A 20,864-nucleotide genomic window follows, 5' to 3' on the forward strand; every position below is an offset into this window, starting at 1 on the left:
GGTTAGGGTTTATTTCCCACTGTGAGCCAAGCCTATGACCAGCCAGTTGGCAGACAAGATCATCGCCTATCGGCGTGAACTGCACCAAAACCCGGAGCTTTCCAATCACGAATTCGCCACCACCGCCCGCCTGATCCGCTGGCTGCAAGAGGCGGGCATTCGCCTTCTGCCGTTGGCGCTGAAAACCGGCGTCGTGGCGGAGATCGGCAGCGGCCAGGGGCCGATCATCGCGCTGCGCGGCGACATCGACGCCCTGCCGATCGACGAAATCGCCGACGTGCCCTTCAGTTCGCAAAACAGCGGCGTAATGCACGCCTGCGGGCACGACTTTCACACCTCGGTGATGCTCGGCGCCGCACACCTGCTCAAAGCGCGTGAAGCCGAACTGGCGGGCACGGTGCGCATCTTCTTCCAGCCGGCGGAAGAGACCTTCAACGGCGCCCGACACCTGATCGACGCCGGCGCGCTGGATAACGTCGCGGCGATATTTGGCCTGCACAATGCGCCGGAGCTGCCCACCGGCACCTTCGCCACCCGCGCGGGGCCGTTCTACGCCAACGTCGATCGCTTCCAGATCCGCATCACCGGCAAAGGCGCGCACGCCGCCAAACCGGAACAGGGTGTCGATACCATCGTCACCGCCAGCCAGATCGTCGGCGCGCTGCAAACGCTGCCCAGCCGCAGCTTCAGCTCGCTGGAGTCGCTGGTGGTGAGCGTGACGCGCATCGAAGGCGGCAATACCTGGAACGTGCTGCCGCAAACCGTCGAGCTGGAAGGCACGGTGCGCACCCACAGCGATGCGGTGCGCCGCCAGGTGCCGGATAAAATTCGCCAGGTGATCGACGGCGTTGCCGCCGCGCTCGGCGCGCAGGCCGAACTCCACTGGCAGCCGGGGCCGCCGGCGGTGATCAACGACGCCCATTGGGCGGCGTTCAGCAAAACCGTCGCCGCCGAGGCCGGCTACCGGGTCGAAGAGGCGGAGCTGCAGATGGGCGGCGAGGATTTCGCGCTGTATCTGCATCACGTGCCGGGCGCGTTCGTCAGCATCGGCTCCGCCAGCGAATTCGGCCTGCACCATCCGCGTTTCAATCCCGATGAGCGCGCCCTCTTTCCTGCCGCCCACTATTTTTCGCTGCTGGCGGAGCGCACGCTGCAGCAATTAACCCCCGCAGCGAAAAAAGCCCTCAGCAACGCCTGAATAACGTGAAATAGTATTTCCCCGACGCCGCTGATGCCGCGCCGGGGATTATTATTTTCGCTCGCCGTGATATTTGCAGTTTTCAACATTTGAATATGCTGTTTTGTTGTTTTACATCCCGACAGCGCTCATCAATAGTGGACGCATCAGACACCGCGCGCCTTTCGGCGCATGACAGGATAATCACGATGAGCGACAACGCGAATAATCAACGGCAATTACGGCTGGGCGCCATTCTGCACGGCGCCTCGGGAAATATGTCCGCCTGGCGCCACCCGGACGCCACCGCCGACGCCAGCATCAACCTCGAATTTAATATCGCCTCGGCGAAAAAAGCCGAACAAGGGAAATTCGATTTCGTCTTCGTCGCCGATGGCTTATATATCAACGAAAAGTCCATTCCGCATTTTCTTAACCGTTTCGAGCCGTTGACCTTATTGGCCGCGCTGTCCGCCGCCACCGACAAAATTGGCCTGGTGGGCACGCTCTCCACGTCCTACAGCGATCCGTTCACCGTCGCCCGCCAGTTCGCCAGCCTCGATCACCTGAGCAACGGCCGCGCGGGCTGGAACGTGGTGACGTCGCCGCTGGAAGGTTCGGCCAAAAACTTCTCGCGCGCCGAACACCCGGAGCACAGCCTGCGTTACCGCATCGCCGGCGAGTTTCTCGACGTCGCCAAAGGACTGTGGGACTCCTGGGAAGACGATGCCTTCGTGCGCAATAAGGCCAGCGGCGAATTTTTCCGCGCCGGGAAACTGCACACCCTCAATCATCAGGGGGAGTTCTTCTCGGTGCAGGGGCCGTTGAACATCGGCCGCACGCCGCAGGGCCGCCCGATCCTGTTCCAGGCCGGCGCCTCCGAAGACGGCAAACGGCTGGCGGCCAAGCACGCCGATGCGATCTTCACCCATCACGACACGCTGGAGCAGGCGCAGGATTTCTACCAGGACGTGAAGCGGCAGCTGGTGGAACAGGGGCGCGAACCGGACGACCTGCGCATCTTCCAGGGCGTGAGCGTGATCGTCGGCGACGACGATGCGGACGTCGAGCGCCAGTACCAAGAGACGGCCCGTCTGGTCAGCATCGAGAACGCCCTCAACTACCTGGGCCGCTACTTCGAACATTACGACTTTTCCCGCCATCCGTTGGACGCGCCCTTCCCGGACATCGGCGATCTGGGGCAAAACAGCTTTCGCAGCACCACCGACGCCATCAAGCGCAACGCCCGCGAGCGTAACCTCACGCTGCGCCAGGTGGCGCTGGAGGCCGCCTCGCCGCGCCCGGTGTTCAGCGGCACGCCGGAAGCGGTGGCGGACGGCCTGCAACGCTGGTTCGACGGCGAAGCCGCCGACGGCTTCATCATCAGCGGCGGTACGCCCAACGCCTTCGGGCACTTCGTCGATCGGGTGGTGCCCGTCCTGCAACGGCGCGGCCTGTTCCGCCAGGCGTACCACGGCGATACGCTGCGCGAGCACCTGGGCCTGAAGCGTCCGTTGAACAGATTCACCCAATAATAAGATCGTTTTCAGGGATACCCGCTATGCAGAAAACCGTTACCGCCGCTCTCGTGGCGGCCTTGCTGAGCCTGACCGGCGCCGCGCAGGCGGGCACCGGCATCGATTTGCAGGCCAATGAAACCCCTATCCATGCGCCGAAAAACCCGCAGGCGATCGCCAAGCTGCCGGCCGACTTCCGCTTCGTGAAGCCGGGCCGGTTCACCGTCGCGATCGCCGCGCTCAACACGCCGCCGCTGGCGCTGTTCGCCGCCGACAACCGGCGGCTTATCGGCAGCGAAGTGGATATCGCGCAGTTGGTGGCCGACAGCCTGGGCCTGGAACTGAACGTGGTGCAAACCTCGTGGGAAGACTGGCCGCTGGGGGTGGTTTCCGGCAAGTATGACGCGGCCATCACCAACGTCACCGTCACCAAAGAGCGCAAAACCCGCTTCGACTTCGCTACCTATCGCATCGACTCGCTCGGCTTTTATGTCAAAACCGGCGGCAAGATAGCGACGATCAAACAGCCTGCCGATATCGCCGGATTAAAGATCATCGTCGGCTCCGGCACCAACCAGGAAGCCATCTTGCTGGCATGGGACAAGCAGAATCGGCAGCAGGGGCTCAAACCCTTCCAGCCGATCTACGTGACCGACGATGCGGCCGCCACGCTGGCGATCCAGTCCGGCCGGGCCGACGCCTATTTCGGGCCCAACGTGCTGGGCGCCTATAAAGCGGCGCTGAATGGCCGTACCCGGCTGGCGGGCACGGTGGAAGGCGGTTGGCCCAAGGCGGCGCACATCGCCGTCACCATCCGTAAAGGCAACGGGCTGGTGCAGGCGGTGAATGAAGCGCTGAACGGCGCGATCCGCGGCGGACAGTACGATCGGGTGCTCAACCGCTGGGGCGAGAGCGTCGAACGCCTTGCGCAGTCGGAAATCAACCCGCCCGGTCTGGGCGATTAGGAGCGCGCGATGACGCAAGACACTTTCATTCAAACGCTGCCGACCGATCCGCTGATCGCCCCAGTGATCGAGGGGCTGTTCGGCGAATATCGTCAGCGCTACGGCGACTATTTTGGTGACCAGGAACCGGAACCGCTGGACCTGTACGCGCCGCCGCAGGGCGCCTTCATCGTGCTGCTGCGCGCCGGTGCGCCGATCGCCATGGGCGCCTTCAAGCGCTATGACGGGCAAACCGCCGAGCTGAAGCGTATCTGGACGCGGGGCGATCTGCGCCGCCAGGGCCTGGCGCAACGGGTGTTGCAGCAGTTGGAAACGCTGGCGCTGGCGCAGGGTTATCGCCGGCTCTATCTGACCACCGGCTTTCGCCAGCCCGAAGCGGTGGGCCTGTACCTGAGCAACGGTTATCAGCCGCAGTTCGATCCCACCGTCGACAGCGAGGTTTACAGCCGCCCGCCCTACGATGGCCGCCTGCCGTTCCGCAAAAGCCTGATTGCAGAGGACGCCTGTTGTTGCGCGTCGGAAAGGAAAATCGCCTAAGGCCCCTTTATCTGTATCAGGAGACATGACATGTCCAAACAAGAAATCTTGAAAGTGGTGCCCGCCCGCTATCCGCTGCGGCTGATCGGCGCGCTGTTTTCGCTGTTTATTCTGGCCGCCATCGTGCAATCGGTGGCGGGCAACGCGCGCTGGGAATGGGGCGTGTTCGCCGAGTGGTTCTTCGCCCCGGCGGTGCTGGCGGGGCTGGGACAGACCCTGCTGCTGACGCTGCTCGGCACGCTGTTCAGCATCCTGTTCGGCACCCTGCTGGCGCTGGCGCGGCTGTCGCGCTCTTACCTGCTGGCGTCGCTGGCCTGGGGGTATATCTGGCTGTTTCGCTCGCTGCCGCTGATCCTGGTGCTGATCATCCTGTATAACTTTTCCTATCTGTACGACGCCATCTCGCTGGGCATTCCCTTTACCTCGGTGGTGTTCGCCAGCTACCCGACCATCGATATCCTCGGCCAGTTCGCCGTGGCGGTGCTGGGCCTGACGCTGGTGCAGTCCGCCTATACCGCCGAGATCATCCGCGGCGGCATCCTGGGCGTGGATTACGGCCAGCACGAAGCGGCGGCGGCGCTGGGCCTGCCGGGCTATCGCCGCACCTTCCGCATCATTCTGCCGCAGGCGCTGCGATCCATTATTCCGACCGGATTCAACGAGATCATCAGTCTGGCGAAAGGCACCTCAATCGTTTATGTGCTGGCGCTGCCGGAGCTGTTTTACACCATCCAGGTGATCTATAACCGCACCCAGCAGGTGATACCGCTGCTGATGGTGGCCACCGTCTGGTATCTGTTCATCACCACCGCCCTGTCGGTGATCCAATACTACATCGAACGCTATTTCGCCCGGGGCGCGGTGCGCGAACTGCCGCCGACGCCCTGGCAGAAACTGGCCGGCTGGCTAAAACGTTAGGAGACCCGTATGTCTGAAGCCATTGATTATTACGCCTTGCCCGAACAGCCGGCACGCAACCTCACCCCGGTGCCGGCGCGCGGTCTGATCGAAATCAGCAACGTCAGCAAATTCTTCGGCAAACACAAGGCGTTAGACGACGTCAGCCTGACGCTGCAGCCAGGCACCGTGACCGTGATCCTCGGGCCTTCCGGCTCCGGAAAATCGACGCTGCTGCGGGCGATCAACCATCTGGAGCGCGTCGACGAGGGCTTTATCCGCATCGACGGCGACTACGTCGGCTATCGCCGCAAGGGCAACCGGCTGTACGAGCTGAAGGAAAAGGCCATCCTCCGGCAGCGCATCAACGTCGGCTACGTGTTCCAAAACTTCAACCTGTTCCCGCATCTGACGGTGCTGGAAAACATCATCGAAGCGCCGGTGGTGCACAAGATCCACTCCCGCGAACGGGCGAAAGCGGTAGCCTATGAGCTGCTGGATACGGTCGGGCTGCGCCACAAGGCGGACGCCTACCCGCGCCACCTCTCCGGCGGCCAACAGCAGCGCATCGCCATCGCGCGCGCGCTGGCGCTGAACCCGAAGGTGATCCTGTTCGATGAGCCGACCTCCGCGCTCGATCCCGAGCTGGTCGGCGAAGTGCTGGACGTGATTAAAGGGTTGGCGGATCTGGGCGTCACGCTGGTAGTGGTGACGCATGAAATCGGCTTTGCGCGCGAAGCGGCGGATCGGGTGGTGTTTATGGTCGACGGGCAGATCGTCGAGCAGGGCGATGCCAGACAGGTGCTGGCTCAGCCGCAGCACCCGCGCACCGTTAACTTCCTCAACAAAGTGCTGTGAGCGTCGGGGCGCCGATGCGCCCCGCGCAGGAGCAGGTTAGAGGCCGGCGAAACGCCGCTTCTCGGCGGCGAAATCCAACGGGCGGATCCCCTGCTGGTTTTTGTCCTCTTCGGTCAGCAACGCCGGGGGAATAAACCAGGTCACCTCAAACAGCAGCCCGTCCGGGTCGTGACCATAAATGCTTTTGTGCACGCCGTGATCCTCTTCCAACCCGAGAATGCCGCGTTCGGCCAGCTGATGGCGAATGCGCTCCAGCTCTTCCAGGCTGTCCACTTCCCAGGCCAGATGATACAGCCCGGCCGGCGGCTCATGCTCCGCCGGCGGCTCGCCGTTGGCGCGAAACACCCCGGCGCGCTGCTGGCCCAGGTTCTTGCTGAACAACGCCAAATCGTGATCGTTGTCCGAGTCGGCGGCCTGGGTAAATACCGCCCGATCGGGGCTGTCGGACGGCTTCAGCTTGAAGCCCAATACCTGATGATAAAAATCGGCGCTCTGCCGCACGTCGCTGACATACAGCACGGCGTGATTGAGACGTTTGATGCCCATCGCTATTCCTTTTTGCGCATTGAATAAAGTCAGCATGAACATAGCATGTCGCCGGGAAGCCGCTAAATGCCGTTATCGCATGACTAAATGCCGCCCGCGCAATCTGTCGCTGCAAGGCATTCCGCGCTATCATAAGCGCTGTATTGAACCTTTTTGTGAGAATAGCGATGAACGGCAAGATAACGACTTTTTTTGAAGACAAAGGCTTCGGCTTTATTACCGACGAGAACGGAGAAAATCGTTATTTTCACGTGATTAAAGTGCAAAACCCGGAGCTGATTAAGAAAAACGCGGCGGTGACCTTCGAACCGACCAACAACACCAAAGGCCCGTCGGCTTATGCGGTCAAAGTGTTGGCGCCCAGCAAATACATCATCATCGCCAATGAAAGAATCAAGATCACCAGCATCAAGTCTTTCAATACCTTCACCAAGGAAGTGCCGGTCAAAGCCGACGTGGATAAAGAGAACACCGTGCTGTCGGTCGGCCTGCTGATGAACCGCATTCGCCCGCAGTCTGAAGACCAGGCGCAGGCCATGCAAACGCTGCGCATGCTGACCATCACCACCTTCCAGAACACCACCCATACCTTCTCCGAGCACGAGATCGACATGGATGAGACCATCAAGGCGCTGAAAAGCCTGTAAGCCTCTGCGTACAGAAAATAACCAACGAAATGTGTCGTCGCCTGTGTTAGCGTGAGTTTTCACCTGACACAGGCTATTGATATGTCCGATTCCAGCAGCGTTAAAGGTTTTATCAACCGCTCCACCCAAATCGTCTGCCCTAAATGCGGCTATGTTACCCGGCAAAAATGCGCGGCAATGCTGCAAGACGTGATACTGATTTGCCCTAATTGCGAAACCCGCTTCGAGCCCAGGCAAAGCTGAAAACGGTTAGCGGAACAGGATATGCTCAACGCTGTTGCCGTTCACCACGTTGAACGATTCCACCCGATTACGCCCCTGCGATTTGGCGCGATACAGCGCGATATCCGCCATGTTCATCAACTGCTCCAGCGATTTCACCTCGTTCATCGCCAAACTGGCGACGCCGACGCTGATGGTGATTTTCAACGTCTGCTTGCCTTCAGCCTGCAGCTCCGTCTGCTCTACCAGCCGGCGCAGATGCTCCCCCAGCGCCACGCCCTGCGCCGCCAACGCGCGCGGCAGCATGATGGCGAACTCTTCCCCGCCCAAGCGGCCGAATAGCTGATCGTGCCGCAGCTCGCGCCGCACGATGTGCGCGAACGACGCCAGCACCTGATCGCCGGCGCTGTGGCCGTGCGTATCGTTGATCTGCTTGAAATGATCGATATCGATCAGCAGTAACGACACCGCTTCTTTGGAACGGTGCTTGTGCTCCAACAGCTCGCTCGCTTTGCGCGTCATCGCGCTGCGCGCCAGCACGCCGGTCAGGAAATCGTGGTTGGCGCTGTGCTCCAGACGCCGCATAAGCTTACGGTTGGCCGCGATGGAACTGGCGAGGATCAGCGGCCCCATCACCAGCATGGCGATACCCAATCGGGCAGACATCAGCGTGTCGAGGAAGGCATTATGGTTGTTCGGCGTTTCATACAGCACCAGGTTGGCGGAGATGCTGCTGATCTCGGACATACCGGTCAACAGCGTCAGCAACGTCACGGGGAACAGCTGGTAGCGCACCGCGCACCACAGCAGCGCCGGGATCGGGAAGGCGATCGCGCCCGGCCCGCCGATATAGACGCTGAACGCCAGCGACAGCAGCAGCGCCAGCAGCGGCAGGCAGCCTTTCAAGCGCCAACGCACCTGCATGCGCAACAGCTGTTTCAACCGCGGCGCCGCCATCAGCACCGGCAACAGCAGCAGGGTCGTCGAAAACTGTTCGCTGAACCAGGCCAGCCAGGCGACCACCACCGTGTTGTTGTACAGGCTATCGTTACGCAGCACGGACAGCGTCGACGCCACCGCCGCACCGGCCAGGCTAGCGCTGAACATATAGAGTATCGCCTGGGGTTTACCCATGCGCCGTTGAGATTGCGGCAGCATCAGCATGATGCCGTAACCGACGACGATCAGCGACATGTTGCAGGCGTTAAGCCACAGCGCCAAAGACCAGCCCTCGCCGGTGCTGAGATCGGCGGCAACCATGCCCAGGTAGGTCGTGAGCCAGCCGAGTGGCGTGGCGTAAGCGGGTTTGCGCAGCAGCAGGCCGAGCAGAATCGCATTCACCGGCCAAAATAAAGAAAGCGAGCCAATCGGCCGGCTAAGAATGCCCACCAGGGAAAGTAAAAAGGCCAGCATGAAAAGATTGATAAGCTGAACCGTAAGCGGCAGGCCATGCCTGGCGTTTATTCTGGCGTTCATCGCCTCGCCCATATTTTGCTAATAACCAGAATAATAATGTGCATACTCTCTCGCCCGGCCAGTGAGGGATAATCAACCCGGATTTCAACCAAAAAAGCCAGACAAATCAATAATAAAAAGCATTAACAATTAATTAACAGACTTTTCTTAACCTAATGTGGCGGCGGCGGACTCCCCCGCATACCGTCGGAAAATAATGCTCAGCTCTGCTGACAGCATAGCGCAAAGCGTAATAGGCCGCCGACCGACGTTAATTACATTAATAAGATTGTGGTTATTGCTCGTTGAATGATATTTGAATAACTACGCGATTATTTTCCTGCAACTGGGCCGCCCGTGCAATAACAACCCAAAAAAAGCCCGCCTAAAGCGGGCTTGCTTGAACAACAGCAAATCGACAGTTACGACACAGCCATTCATTGCATGCCTGTGCTGCCATGCAGTGTAGCGGCGAAAGCTTAAGCAGACCTTAGCAACAAAAAACCCGGCCTAGGAACCGGGAATATTTGTACGAAATGCAGCGTTAGCCCAAGCAGGCTAATAACATTTCGCAGCTTACACGCCAAATGTGCAGAGAAAATGAACGCTGCACGCGGCAAGGCCTTACGCCAGTTTGGCGGCAAAGCCCGCCACGCGCTGGCCATAGAGCTTGGCGGTCGCCAGATCGCCCGACAGCATCTCGTCCACGCCGGCATCCGACGGCGTCTGTACCAACAGCCCCACCGAACCGCCCAGGTTGTTGACATCGGTACGCTGCGCCGATTTGGTGTTGGCCGGCAGCAGCCCCAAGCTGACCCACAGGCCGCCATGTTGCGAAGCCAGCGTTTGCAGCGCAATCAGCGTGACCTGTTTGTCGCCGTTCAGGCTGGCGCTGTTGGTAAAGCCGCCGAACACTTTGTCCTGCCACTTGCGGCCGAACCAGGCTTTGGAGCTGGCGTCGGCGAATTTCTTGAACTGCCAGGACGGGCCGCCCATATAGGTCGGTGAGCCAAAGATGATGGCGTCCGCCTCATCCAGCTTCTGCCACGCTTCATCGCTGATATCGCCTTCCTGATCGATAGCGATCAGTTCGGCCCCAGCGCCTTCCGCCACCACTTTCGCCAAACGCTCGGTATGGCCGTAGCCGGAATGAAACACCACTACTGTCTTCGCCATAGAAATTCTCCACTCATTGCACAAAGGCGCCGACGACGCCCATCTCGCGTTCAATCTAATCAAGCGCGCAACGGCTGAATACTGAATAAAACTGACGGTGTTATTCAAAAAAATCGCGCTACGCGCCGCCGGGTATGCGCAGATAAAAAAAATCCCGCACAAGGCGGGATAAACTTAACAGGGATGGGGTAATACACTACAGGGAATGGATAACACACAACATCATCGGGTAGAGCTACAGTACCAATCCCAATGTATAGAACTGTCATCCCCGCGTAAGTTTGCTCGGCCAGATGTAACGCCGAATGGGGAGATGAAACAACCGATAAACTCATCCACGGCCATATAGCCGAGAGCGACGTCCCCCCATAAACCCGTTTGAATATGAAGATGTCACTACGCCCTCGTCATCCCATGCAAACATTTACTGAATTCGTTGTTCAATCATTCATCCTTGCACAAAAAACAGCATTAAACATCAGCACAAATAATTAACAAATACAATAATAACATTAATTATTAATCACCCCATTCGCGATCCAGGTTCCGTCCTATCAGAGCGTCATTTTTCTTTCGTGCTCTGAAACATGGACGACAGGAAGGGCTCGGGAGAGAAACCCCATTATCTTTGTCGATTAAAATCGCCAAATAGCAACAACAAGGCAGTTTTTAAAACCAAAATCCTGCGAAATTAACAATACAAAAAACCAAAATATCAATTTTTTCTATTTTCATAAGCTATAAAAATAGTTCTGTTTTTTATCATTTTTATTCTGTGACCTCCCACTCATTATTAAAAAATCAAGGAATACTCAACGACTGCCTGATTGCAGCCTTATCAAGGCCTGCAGCGACACTCGGCTTACAGGAGCAGGAAAATCATTAAAATAAATTAACCTTACTGATTGACTTGGATATAGCTTATAGATAATAATATTTGCGTATGTTTACCTTTGATTAACAAAAAAGGACTTAACTTTACATAACATCACAATCCCTACCAGCAGCATCGTGATGATAAAAGTCTTTTAAAAACAACAAAAAACCCAATCACCTTGCCAACCACAGGCACAAATGATTAGCAAGGTAATTAAATGGATGCGAATAATTTGTTTTTTTTGCGGTGAATGCCCATTGCGGTATGTCGAGGGTATTTAGCTGTCTCTTACACTCAATACAGGAAGAAGCAATGAACGGAAGACAAATGTCCTCTGATAACGCCAGCGAGCAAACGCACGTCAATCACGCCCTATTGCAATTCATTCTCATTCTATTGTCAGGTTTGGGACCAACCTCATTCCAAATTTTCCTGCCTTCAGTGCCTAGCCTGGTTAAATACTTTGAAACAACACCTGCGACCGCCAACCTGACAGTCTCTCTATCGATGATCAGTTTTGCCCTTGCTTGTCTGGTATATGGAAGATTGGCTGATCGACTGGGACGCAGAACCATATTACTGTTAGGCATGGCGATCCTGATTATTGGTAGTTTCATTTGTTTATCGGCGCAGTCCATTGAAGCCGTAATTTTGGGCCGTATTATTCAACCGGCGGGCGGGGCGGCCGGCGTTATTGCGGCGCGAATTATCGTCATGGATATCTATCACAGCGAAAAGGCGGCAAATGTCATGTCGAAACTGGTCGCTTCTATGATGATATCGCCGCTACTGGGCGTGCCATTGGGTGGTTTATTAACGGATAACTTTGGTTGGCGTTCAAATTTCATTCTGATCGGCGCTATTGCAGCCATCGTGTTTGTTATCATCTTGTTCAGTCTCCCCGAAACCCGCAAAGCGCAAACTGGCGTAGAAGCAGGCAAAAGCAATCTGTTCCATGACTATGGGCAGTTGGCGAAAAACGCCACCTTTCTCGGCAACGCCTTTCAATTTGGTTTCGCTCAGTCGGCCTTTATGGCCTTTATGGCCGCCGCCCCCATCGTGCTGACGCAGACCTTCCAACTTTCCGCCTCTGGCGCCAGTTTGTTGCTATTGATGGTGTCTGGCAGCGCCATTATCGGTAACTTGTCGGCCAGCCGTTTACCGCAAAGTCTGTCGCTACGGCGCCGTTTGCTGTTGGGCAGCATCATCGGCTTTATTTTCAGCATGCTCGCTCTGACGCTAAGCCTGATAAACATCTGGTCGATTCCCGCACTGGTCATCCCAACGATGGTATTCAGTATTTTCTACGGTATCACCAGCCCGGCAGCGCAGGCCGGCGCCATTGGTGCGATCAAGCCTCTGGCGGGCACCGCGGCAGGATTGAGCATGTTCATCAGCATGCTTCTCGCGAGCGTTGCCACGCAGTTTATTGCCGAGTTCAATAGCGGAACCCCCCTGGTTATTACTTTTAGCCTGGCCTTATTGGCGTTGCTCTCGTTAATTTCCGCAATTGTCACGCTAAAAAAATCCGAATAAAAATCGGAAAATAGCATCACGGCGGGAATAAAGCCCGCCAGCTACATACCCTTTTTACATAAAATAATTAAGGACCTAGCATGGGTAATCATTTTATCCGTGAGCTGTCTGCATCACGCCCGTCGGCCATAAATTTAATTTGCTTTGCTCATGCCGGTGGTGGCACCAGCCGATATCGTACCTGGCATGCCGAATTACAGGAATATGCCAATATTCTTATTCCTGTTATTCCCGGCAGAGAAGAACGTTTTATTGAACCTGCCTTTTCCACGCTGGAACAAGTGGCCGATGACGTATTCGCTCGTATAAAACCCTATCTCGATACGCCGCTGGTGTTGGCAGGCATCAGCTACGGCGGCCTGCTGGCCTATGAGATGGCAACGCGGCTGGAACAGCATGGTGCCTGCGTTCACGCGCTATTGATCGCCAGCCAGAGGTCTCCCCACTATCACAAAACACGACAAAACTGGCATCAGATGTCGGCGGAAAAGCTGATCGATTGCCTGGTCAAACTAGGTGGCATCAACGCACAGGATGCCGCGACACCGGAATTCTATGAGCTTTTTCTGTCAACCATCCGCGCAGATTTGGAGGCGAGTGACGGCTATGCACCAACAGGTAAAGCCCCGTTGACATGCCCAATACACGTTTGCCACGGCTTGCACGACCAGGTGATCGATCGCCAGGCGACTCGCGGCTGGATAGACGTTACCGCCAATACCGTCGAATGGCGCGAATTTAATGCAGGCCATTTCTTATTTGACGAACAAAAAGATATTTGGCTGCAAGACGTGAAAAAAGTGCTCGCCACATTATCGCTGCACATGCCGCCGACATCCCTGGGGAATCATACTCATGTCTGAATTAGAAAAAACTCTCGATAATGAATTTACCGGCATCGAACTGGCCGTCATAGGAATGGCCGGGCGTTTTCCCGGAGCAGGAGACATTGACGCTTACTGGAATAATCTCTGTCAGGAGATCGATTCCGTTACCTGGCATGCTGATTTTGCGCCGCAAGCCTCCACGGACGGTTCCTGGCACGTCCCTGCAGGCTACCTGCTAACCGATGTCGATCAATTCGATGCAAAATTTTTCGCTATGTCGCCAAAAGAAGCGGCGATCACCGACCCGCAGCAACGCCTGCTACTTGAGTGCGCGTGGGAAGCGTTGGAAAACGCCGGCTATGCCGCCACATGCCACCAACAAAACGTCGGCGTCTATGTCAGCAGCGGTCCCAGCGGGTATTGGTTGCATAATCTCGCGAACAATAGGCAGCTTTGCGCCACCACCAGCAAAATGCAATTGCTGATTGGCAATGACAAGGATTACGCAGCCAACCGCATCTCCTACAAACTGGATTTGAAAGGCCCAAGCATCGTCGTTCAATCGGCCTGTTCCAGTTCGTTGTTGGCCGTACACACTGCAAGCCAGTCCCTGCTGGCAGGAGAGTGTGATATCGCCCTGGCCGGTGGTATCTCGCTGGAATACCCGGCTGAAGAAGGCTATCGGTATGAACCGGGCAGCATTCTTTCACAGGACGGGCATTGCAAACCGTTCAGCGAACATGCCAGCGGCACAGTGCGCGGGAATGGCGGCGGGATCGTGGTGTTAAAACGTCTGGATGATGCGATCAACGATCGGGATCATATTTATGCCATCGTCCGCGGCTCTGCGACCAACAATGACGGCGCACAAAAAGTGGGATATGCCGCACCCAGCGTCGAAGGCCAAACCCGCGTTATCCAAATGGCGCACGCCGTTGCCAACGTGACGCCCGACACTATCGGATACGTTGAAACTCATGGCACGGCCACCAGCTTGGGCGATCCGATAGAAATCGCCGCGCTGGCGGCCGCTTTTGGCGACGATTGTCCAGCCGCAAGCTGTAAGATAGGTTCGGTCAAATCCAACATAGGCCATCTTGACGCCGGTGCCGGTATTGCCGGATTTATCAAGACCGCGCTAAGCCTTTATCACGGTTATATTCCCGCTACGCTGCATTACCGGACGCCAAACCCCGCCATCCATTTCGCCGGTACCCCGTTTACCGTGACGAGTAAAGGAACGCCCTGGGAAGAAGGCTCGCCACGCAGGGCGGGAGTCAGCGCCTTCGGCATCGGCGGCTCTAATGTCCATGTCGTCATGGAGCAACCCCCGGTTTCCGCCGTCTCCCCTGCCGCAGAACCCGCCACCTGCGCATTACGCTTCTCGGCCAAAAGCCAGGTCGCCTTGCGCGCGACAATGCAGCAACTAGCTCATTATTTGCGCAACCATACCGAGGTATCTCTCGCCGATGTCGCCCATTCGTTGGCGACAGGTCGGAAAGCGTTTCCCGTGCGCGCCGCCATAACGGCCGACAGCGTGGAAGAGGCCATCGCGCAGCTGGAAACCGAGCGAGCTAAAACCACGTGCTTCGGAGAAGCCTGCGACGCGCCGATGAAAACAGCGTTTATGTTTCCTGGCCAGGGAACACAATATCAGGGTATGGGAGCCAACCTGTATCACACCGGCGGCATCTTCACCCAAGAGTTCGATCGGCTGGCGCAGCTGTTCCAACCGTTTATCGACCACGACTTACGCTCGCTGTTGTTCAACAAGGCGCAGGACACTGGCGAATTGCTGGCGCAAACCTGGCTTTCGCAACCGGCGATTTTCGCCGTCGAATATGCGCTGGCGAAACATTGGATGGCTTCCGGCCTGACCCCCGAAGGCATGATAGGACACAGCATCGGCGAATATGTCGCAGCCTGCCTCGCAGGTGTTTTTACGCTTGAAGATGCCGTCAAGGTCGTTTCGGCACGCGGTCGCTTGATGCAAAGCATGGATCACGGCGAGATGTTGGCCGTCATGTCTGATGAGGCAAGCCTGCACTCTCGGCTACCCTCCGCCCTCTCCATCGCGGCCGTCAATCGGCCGGCATTAACCGTCATCTCCGGCCCCGCCCATGATATGGACGCGTTTCGCCGGTCATTGGAGCACGATGGCATCAGCTGCCGAGCCCTTGAAACCTCCCATGCTTTCCATTCGGCCATGATGGAACCTTGCTTGCAGGCTTTTGGTGAGGTGCTGGCTCAGGTCACCCTGACACCGCCGCGTCAGCGCTTTATCTCCAATCTCAGCGGAACATGGATCACTGATGAAGAGGCGACGGCCCCGGATTATTGGGTGCGTCATCTACGTGGTACCGTGCGTTTTGCCGATGGGTTGGCAACGCTTATCGATCAACACGCCTTCCTGTTGTTCGAGTGCGGGCCAGGCACCTCATTGAGCCAGGCTGCACGCGCTATTGGCGCCGGCCGCAAAGATGTCAACGCCATCCCGTTGCTCTCGCCCGAGCACACGGGATTGAGTGGCCCGGCGTCACTTCTGCGCATCCAGGAGCAGCGCTGGTGTTACGGCCAGGCAATACCCCACTCATCGCGGGGCAACAAAATTCCGCTGCCGACTTACCGCTTTGATCGCGCCCGTCACTGGGTCGATCCTGAACCGCAAACCGCTGACATGGTGCCGGCCATCAGCGCCGTCGACAACAAAAATGCGCCTGAACAGGCGAAGCCGGCGAACACGCTGGCGGAAAAACTGACGTTGCTGTGGAGCGAAGCGCTGGGAGTCGCGCAAATTGAGCCGAAAGAAAATTTCTTCGATCTCGGTGGCGACTCCATTCTCAGCATCCAGATTGCTAACCGCGCGCGTACGCTGGGGTTGCATTTTGGCCCTGGTGACATCCTCGAGTTTCCGACGGTGGAAAGCTTGCTCGCCGCTTTGGAGAACCGTGCAGGGCAACGCGACGCAGCGGCACAACCCGAAGAAGATCTGGCCAGCATTTATGCAAGCGCCTTGAAAATCCGTCCGGACGAGGCATTCTTGCCGTTCCCGCTTACCGATATTCAGCACGCATATTGGGTTGGACGTAACGCGGGCAATAACTCGGGCAATGTTGCAGCGCATGCCTATGAAGAGTTTGAATGCGCCGATCTGGATCTTGCGCGTCTAGAACAGGCACTCAATGCCTTGATCGCTCAACACGATATGCTGAGAGCCGTCATGACGCACGACGGCATGCAGCGCGTTCTCCCCCACGTCCCCCGATATATCATTGACACTAACGATTTTAGTCAGTTGAAACCTAAGGACGCCGTGGCGCAGTTAACGGCGCTCAGGGAGCGGAAATCTCATCAGCTGATGCCCTGTGATCAATGGCCGCTGTTTGATATTTCCGCCTCGCGATTGCCCGATGGCACCGTACGGCTGCACGTCAGCTTCGATCTGCTGATTATGGACGCCTGGAGCATTACGTTATTCTGGCGCGAGCTGGAGGAACGTTATTACCACGCCGATTACCAGCCTGAACCGGTGGCCATCACGTTCAGAGATTACGTGCTGGCCGAACAGCGCCTGGAACACAGCGCCGCCTATCAGCGCGCTCGCGACTATTGGCTTAAACGCGCCGACGCCTTCCCTTCTGCCCCGTCCCTGCCGCAGCGAATCGCTCCGCAAAGCCTGGAGCATCGCCGCTTCATTCGCCGGGAAACGACGATACCCCACGCCGTCTGGCGCAAGCTGAAAGACGCCGCCGCACACCAGGGCCTCACGCCGTCCACCATATTGCTCACCGCCTATACGGAGATATTGGCGAACTGGAGCGAAACACCCCATTTTTGCCTGAACCTGCCGGCTTTCAATCGTCTGGAGGTGCATCCACAAATCGATCAGGTGATGGGGGATTTCACCTCGGTTCTGCTGTTCGAAGCCGACCTGCGGCAGGAGGAGACCTTTACTCAACGCGCTAAAAAAACGCAAAAACGCCTTTGGGACGATCTTTCTGCCTTGCAGTACAGCGGCGTAAAAATGCTGCGAGACATTGCGGAAAAAAGCGCCGAACGGCCAACCATGCCCTATGTCTTTACCAGCCTGATCTTCCCGTCCGCCGATGATAAACCGATTGTGAGCCGGCTCGGTAAATTGGTGGAAGGGATATCGCAAACGCCACACGTATGGCTCGACTGCCAGGTTTACGAAGAAAAAGGCAATCTCCTCATCAACTGGGATGCGGTCGACGGCCTTTTCGATCCTGACATGCTTGATGCGATGTTTATGGACTATCGCGCATTGCTTATGCGTTTGCCCAAAGAAGAAGCCATCTGGCATGAAAATCATTGGCGCGACGCTCTGGCTCAACGCGTCAACAGCGGCGCCATCGCCGAAGCCAATCGTACGGCCGTCGCCTTTGACGAAAGTTGCTTGCATCAGGGGTTCTTGGCGTATGCAAACAAGAAGCCGTCAGCTCCCGCTATCCTGGGGGAAACCGTCCTCACCTATGCGGATTTGGCGAATATCTCCGCCAATGTGGCGCTGTCGCTGACCAAGCAGGCGCTCCAGCCCGGTGCACGCGTAGCCGTAGTCGCAGAAAAAGGCTGGCAACAAGTCGCCGCTGTGTTGGGTATTTTGCGCGCCGGTTGCGTCTATGTTCCACTCGACCCGACGCTACCGAAGGGGCGCATGCAGGCACTTTTGAGCGAGGCCGAAATTCGAGTCGCACTGACGACGCCCGCCAGCGACGGGCGCGTTGAGTGGCCGGCAACCATCGCGCATCTGCCCATCACTGAAGCGATGAACGCATTCACGGACGAATGGCGCGATGCCGAGATCGACGCGGCGTCGCCGGCTTACATTATCTTTACTTCAGGCACGACCGGTAAGCCCAAAGGGGTCATTGTCACCCATGCCGCCGCCGCTAACACCGTTACCGATATCAATTCGCGTTTCGCTATCGGCGAGAACGACCGTGTGTTGGCGCTTTCCTCACTCTCTTTCGATCTGTCGGTTTACGACATTTTCGGGCCACTGGCGCGCGGCGCGGCCATCGTGATGCCGAAAGATGAGCTTGCCAAAGATCCTGCGCACTGGGAAACCTGCGTGCAGAAATACCGGGTCACCGTCTGGAACTCGGTGCCGGCCTTGGTTGAACTCTTGGTCAATCATCTGTCCGCCAATCAAAACGCAACGCTGACGAGCATCAGGCTGGTCATGATGAGCGGCGATTGGATCAACGTTGCTTTACCGGAGAAAATCCACCGCGCAATGCCAAACGCCCTGAGCGTCAGTCTTGGCGGCGCCACCGAAGCCGCCATTTGGTCCATTTTCCACCTCATCCAGGATATCGATCCGACGATGACCAGCATTCCTTATGGCAAGGCTTTGGCAAACCAACGCTTCTATGTTTTGGACACCCATCTTCGCCACCGGCCCGAAGGCGTTGCGGGCGAACTTTATATCGCCGGCAAAGGGCTGGCCGCCGGCTACCTGAACAATCCCGCAGAAACCGCAGCGCGCTTTATCACCCACCCGCAAAGCGGCGAGCGATTATACAAAACCGGCGATCTGGGACGCTGGTTGCCTGACGGCACCATCGAGTTTTTGGGGCGCAGAGACAATCAACTGAAGATCAATGGATTCCGTATTGAAACCGGTGAAATAGAGCGCGCCGCCGGTAAACACCCGGGAGTCGATCGCTGTGTGGTTCGCCTTCACCGCCAGGACGGCTCAGCACTGCTGCTCGCCTATCTTTGCCCGAGGCAAGACGCCACGCTCGATGAAATGCAGCTCCATCGCCATTTTGCCGAACAGCTGCCGGACTACATGGTGCCAAGCGTCATTATGATCCTACCGACGTTGCCGCTGTCAGCCAATGGCAAAGTCGATATTTCACAGCTGCCGACGCCGCAACTGTCACGCCATAGCGGTGAATTTATCGCTCCGGCGGACGATATCGAGCATCGTCTCTGCCGGCTTGGCCAGAAGATTTTGGGTGGCGAGGCGCTGAGCGTTACCCAGGATCTGTTTAAATCCGGGATTGACTCACGCCGTCTCACCGATTTGGTGACCCAAATTCGCCGAGAATTTACCCCGGCATTCCCGCTTCGCGCCGCCTTTGAAACGCCCAACATACGGGGCATTGCAGAGGCGGTCAGGAATGCGCTGGATGCTGAGCGCACCGAGGACGAACTGCCCCCTATTGTCAAGGTACCGGCCATGTCCCGCTGGCCGCTTTCTTCCGCCCAACAGCGGCTGTGGTTCCATGATCAGCTTCATCCGGGAAACTGCACCTACAACCTGGTGGAACCTTTCGAACTGAACGGCTTGCTCAATGTGGATGCCTTGTCCCAGGCTCTGCGGATCTTTGTCGCCAGACATTCGGTGCTGACATGCCGCATTCTCGACGATCGGGCTGACGCTTATATGTCCCCGTCGCTGGAGACCTCATTTCAGCTGCAGTTGGAAGAGGCGTTCGACATCCCCTCTCACGAGAGAAAGGGCTACATGCAGCGCGCACTTGCTGCCGCGGCGACGCGCCCGTTCGATACCCGTTGCGGCGATATGTTCAGAGCCAGCCTCATCGCATTCTCCGCGCAGTGTCACCTCCTGATCATCGCCGTGCATCACATCGTATGGGATGGCTGGTCCACTGCCATTATGGCGGGTGAGATCAGCGAGATATATAACGCTCTCGTCGCAGGGAGGACGCCAGCCGAATCGTCAGACAGGCTTAATTTCCTTGACGTCGCGCAATGGGAGCAAACGCAACGCGCATCCCGGACCTTCAACACTCAATTGGATTACTGGGTCAATCAGCTTGGCGATAACCTGCCGGTGCTGGCTTTGCCGACGACGCCTGTCGATACCGACCATCTGACCGCTACCGGCGCGCGTCATCCTTTCCATTTAAGCGCGCCGCTCACTGCACGCTTCGATGCACTCTGCGCCAAACTGGGTATCACGCCTTTCATGGGGTATATGACCGCCTGGCAGTTGCTGCTGCATTGGTGGTGTCAACAAGACGACATCGTCGTGGGAACGGCGGCAGGCCATCGTTCTCGTCCCGAACTCGCCGGCGTCATCGGATTTATGGTGAACAGCCTCGCCATCCGCACTCGCTTCCAACGCCATAACGCCTTTGCAGATCTGTGCCTGCGCGTCAAACAAACCTGTCTGGATGCCTACCGGCATCAGGATCTGCCGTTCGATCAAATCGTCAACGCGCTGCGACCGAAGCGAAAAATGTCGCAGTCGGCGCCGATTTACCGCTCGTGGTTCGTCTTGCATGACGTAGCGACCCCGCCATGGACGTTATCAGGCATTAAGGCCACCTTGCTCGATGCGGAATTTCTGCTGGACGTGCACGACATAAAACTGTCGCTGGTTACCAGACAGGGCGCAATGGAAGGCGGGCTGGATTACCGCACCGCCTTGTTTACACCCGACGTAATCGCAAATGTTGCCGTCGCCTTTACGCAGTTAGTCGAGAAGGTTTCTGAGGACATGACGATCACCTTGCCGGAAATAAAAGGCTATCTCGATGCACAACACCCCAAAGTCGATGAAACATCAGCCTGTTCAGACGAATTGCCCTCTTGGGACTTTTCGGTTAATCGCCGCAAATAAATAAGGGTT

Annotated in this window: 14 protein-coding genes; 11 read left to right on the plus strand and 3 right to left on the minus strand. The window is 57.2% G+C overall.

Features of this window, described 5'->3' with window-relative positions; all coding sequences use genetic code 11:
* Nucleotides 1-34 precede the first annotated feature (34 nt).
* The 6 genes from H7A77_RS10210 to H7A77_RS10235 all read left to right on the plus strand — a co-directional run bounded on the left by H7A77_RS10210 (nucleotide 35) and on the right by H7A77_RS10235 (nucleotide 5,951).
* A complete protein-coding gene (locus H7A77_RS10210) occupies nucleotides 35-1,198 on the plus strand; it encodes a M20 peptidase aminoacylase family protein (RefSeq protein WP_182074105.1) in 1,164 nt (387 codons plus the stop codon).
* A 188-nt stretch (nucleotides 1,199-1,386) separates the two neighbouring features.
* Nucleotides 1,387-2,712, plus strand: coding sequence for an LLM class flavin-dependent oxidoreductase (locus tag H7A77_RS10215; protein WP_042783837.1), 1,326 nt, complete (start codon nucleotides 1,387-1,389; stop codon nucleotides 2,710-2,712).
* Nucleotides 2,713-2,738: 26 nt separating this feature from the next.
* Nucleotides 2,739-3,659 carry an ABC transporter substrate-binding protein gene (locus tag H7A77_RS10220; RefSeq protein ID WP_089191288.1) on the plus strand — a complete coding sequence of 307 codons (921 nt, stop codon included), beginning with the start codon at nucleotides 2,739-2,741 and terminating at the stop codon, nucleotides 3,657-3,659.
* A 9-nt stretch (nucleotides 3,660-3,668) separates the two neighbouring features.
* Nucleotides 3,669-4,196 (plus strand): GNAT family N-acetyltransferase, encoded by a 528-nt coding sequence (locus H7A77_RS10225; protein ID WP_016928789.1) that lies wholly within the window; start codon nucleotides 3,669-3,671, stop codon nucleotides 4,194-4,196.
* A 30-nt stretch (nucleotides 4,197-4,226) separates the two neighbouring features.
* Nucleotides 4,227-5,114, plus strand: coding sequence for an amino acid ABC transporter permease (locus H7A77_RS10230; protein WP_089191287.1), 888 nt, complete (start codon nucleotides 4,227-4,229; stop codon nucleotides 5,112-5,114).
* 9 nt (nucleotides 5,115-5,123) lie between these two features.
* Nucleotides 5,124-5,951: an amino acid ABC transporter ATP-binding protein gene (locus H7A77_RS10235; RefSeq protein ID WP_015376924.1), complete on the plus strand. Its 828-nt coding sequence runs from the start codon at nucleotides 5,124-5,126 to the stop codon at nucleotides 5,949-5,951.
* A gap of 36 nt (nucleotides 5,952-5,987) precedes the next feature.
* Here H7A77_RS10235 and H7A77_RS10240 read toward each other — a convergent pair whose 3' ends face one another.
* Nucleotides 5,988-6,497: a VOC family protein gene (locus tag H7A77_RS10240; protein WP_015376923.1), complete on the minus strand. Its 510-nt coding sequence runs from the start codon at nucleotides 6,495-6,497 to the stop codon at nucleotides 5,988-5,990.
* 167 nt (nucleotides 6,498-6,664) lie between these two features.
* Between H7A77_RS10240 and H7A77_RS10245 the strand changes: the two genes are divergently transcribed.
* Together H7A77_RS10245 and H7A77_RS25495 are read left to right on the plus strand one after the other, a co-directional pair.
* Entirely contained in the window at nucleotides 6,665-7,144 is a 480-nt protein-coding gene (locus H7A77_RS10245; RefSeq protein ID WP_004940042.1) for a cold-shock protein, read from the plus strand.
* 81 nt (nucleotides 7,145-7,225) lie between these two features.
* Nucleotides 7,226-7,387, plus strand: a complete 162-nt coding sequence (locus tag H7A77_RS25495) for a YnfU family zinc-binding protein (protein ID WP_216594421.1) — start codon at nucleotides 7,226-7,228, stop codon at nucleotides 7,385-7,387.
* Between the two features lie 6 nt (nucleotides 7,388-7,393).
* Here H7A77_RS25495 and H7A77_RS10250 read toward each other — a convergent pair whose 3' ends face one another.
* Both H7A77_RS10250 and H7A77_RS10255 read right to left on the minus strand, forming a co-directional pair.
* A complete protein-coding gene (locus tag H7A77_RS10250; protein ID WP_072628211.1) occupies nucleotides 7,394-8,842 on the minus strand; it encodes a GGDEF domain-containing protein in 1,449 nt (482 codons plus the stop codon).
* Between the two features lie 603 nt (nucleotides 8,843-9,445).
* Nucleotides 9,446-9,997: a flavodoxin family protein gene (locus tag H7A77_RS10255; protein WP_033642149.1), complete on the minus strand. Its 552-nt coding sequence runs from the start codon at nucleotides 9,995-9,997 to the stop codon at nucleotides 9,446-9,448.
* Nucleotides 9,998-11,186: 1,189 nt separating this feature from the next.
* Between H7A77_RS10255 and H7A77_RS10260 the strand changes: the two genes are divergently transcribed.
* From H7A77_RS10260 to H7A77_RS10270, 3 genes are all read left to right on the plus strand, one after another.
* Nucleotides 11,187-12,410 carry an MFS transporter gene (locus H7A77_RS10260; RefSeq protein WP_182074107.1) on the plus strand — a complete coding sequence of 408 codons (1,224 nt, stop codon included), beginning with the start codon at nucleotides 11,187-11,189 and terminating at the stop codon, nucleotides 12,408-12,410.
* Nucleotides 12,411-12,490: 80 nt separating this feature from the next.
* Complete coding sequence (locus H7A77_RS10265) at nucleotides 12,491-13,273, plus strand: thioesterase II family protein (protein WP_071883536.1); 783 nt, start codon at nucleotides 12,491-12,493, stop codon at nucleotides 13,271-13,273.
* A complete protein-coding gene (locus tag H7A77_RS10270; protein ID WP_182074108.1) occupies nucleotides 13,266-20,855 on the plus strand; it encodes a non-ribosomal peptide synthetase/type I polyketide synthase in 7,590 nt (2,529 codons plus the stop codon). Before H7A77_RS10265 ends, H7A77_RS10270 begins: the two co-directional genes overlap by 8 nt.
* The last annotated feature ends 9 nt before the right edge of the window (nucleotides 20,856-20,864 follow it).

The organism is Serratia sp. ME47 (assembly GCF_903970925.1).
GTDB lineage: Bacteria > Pseudomonadota > Gammaproteobacteria > Enterobacterales > Enterobacteriaceae > Serratia > Serratia ureilytica.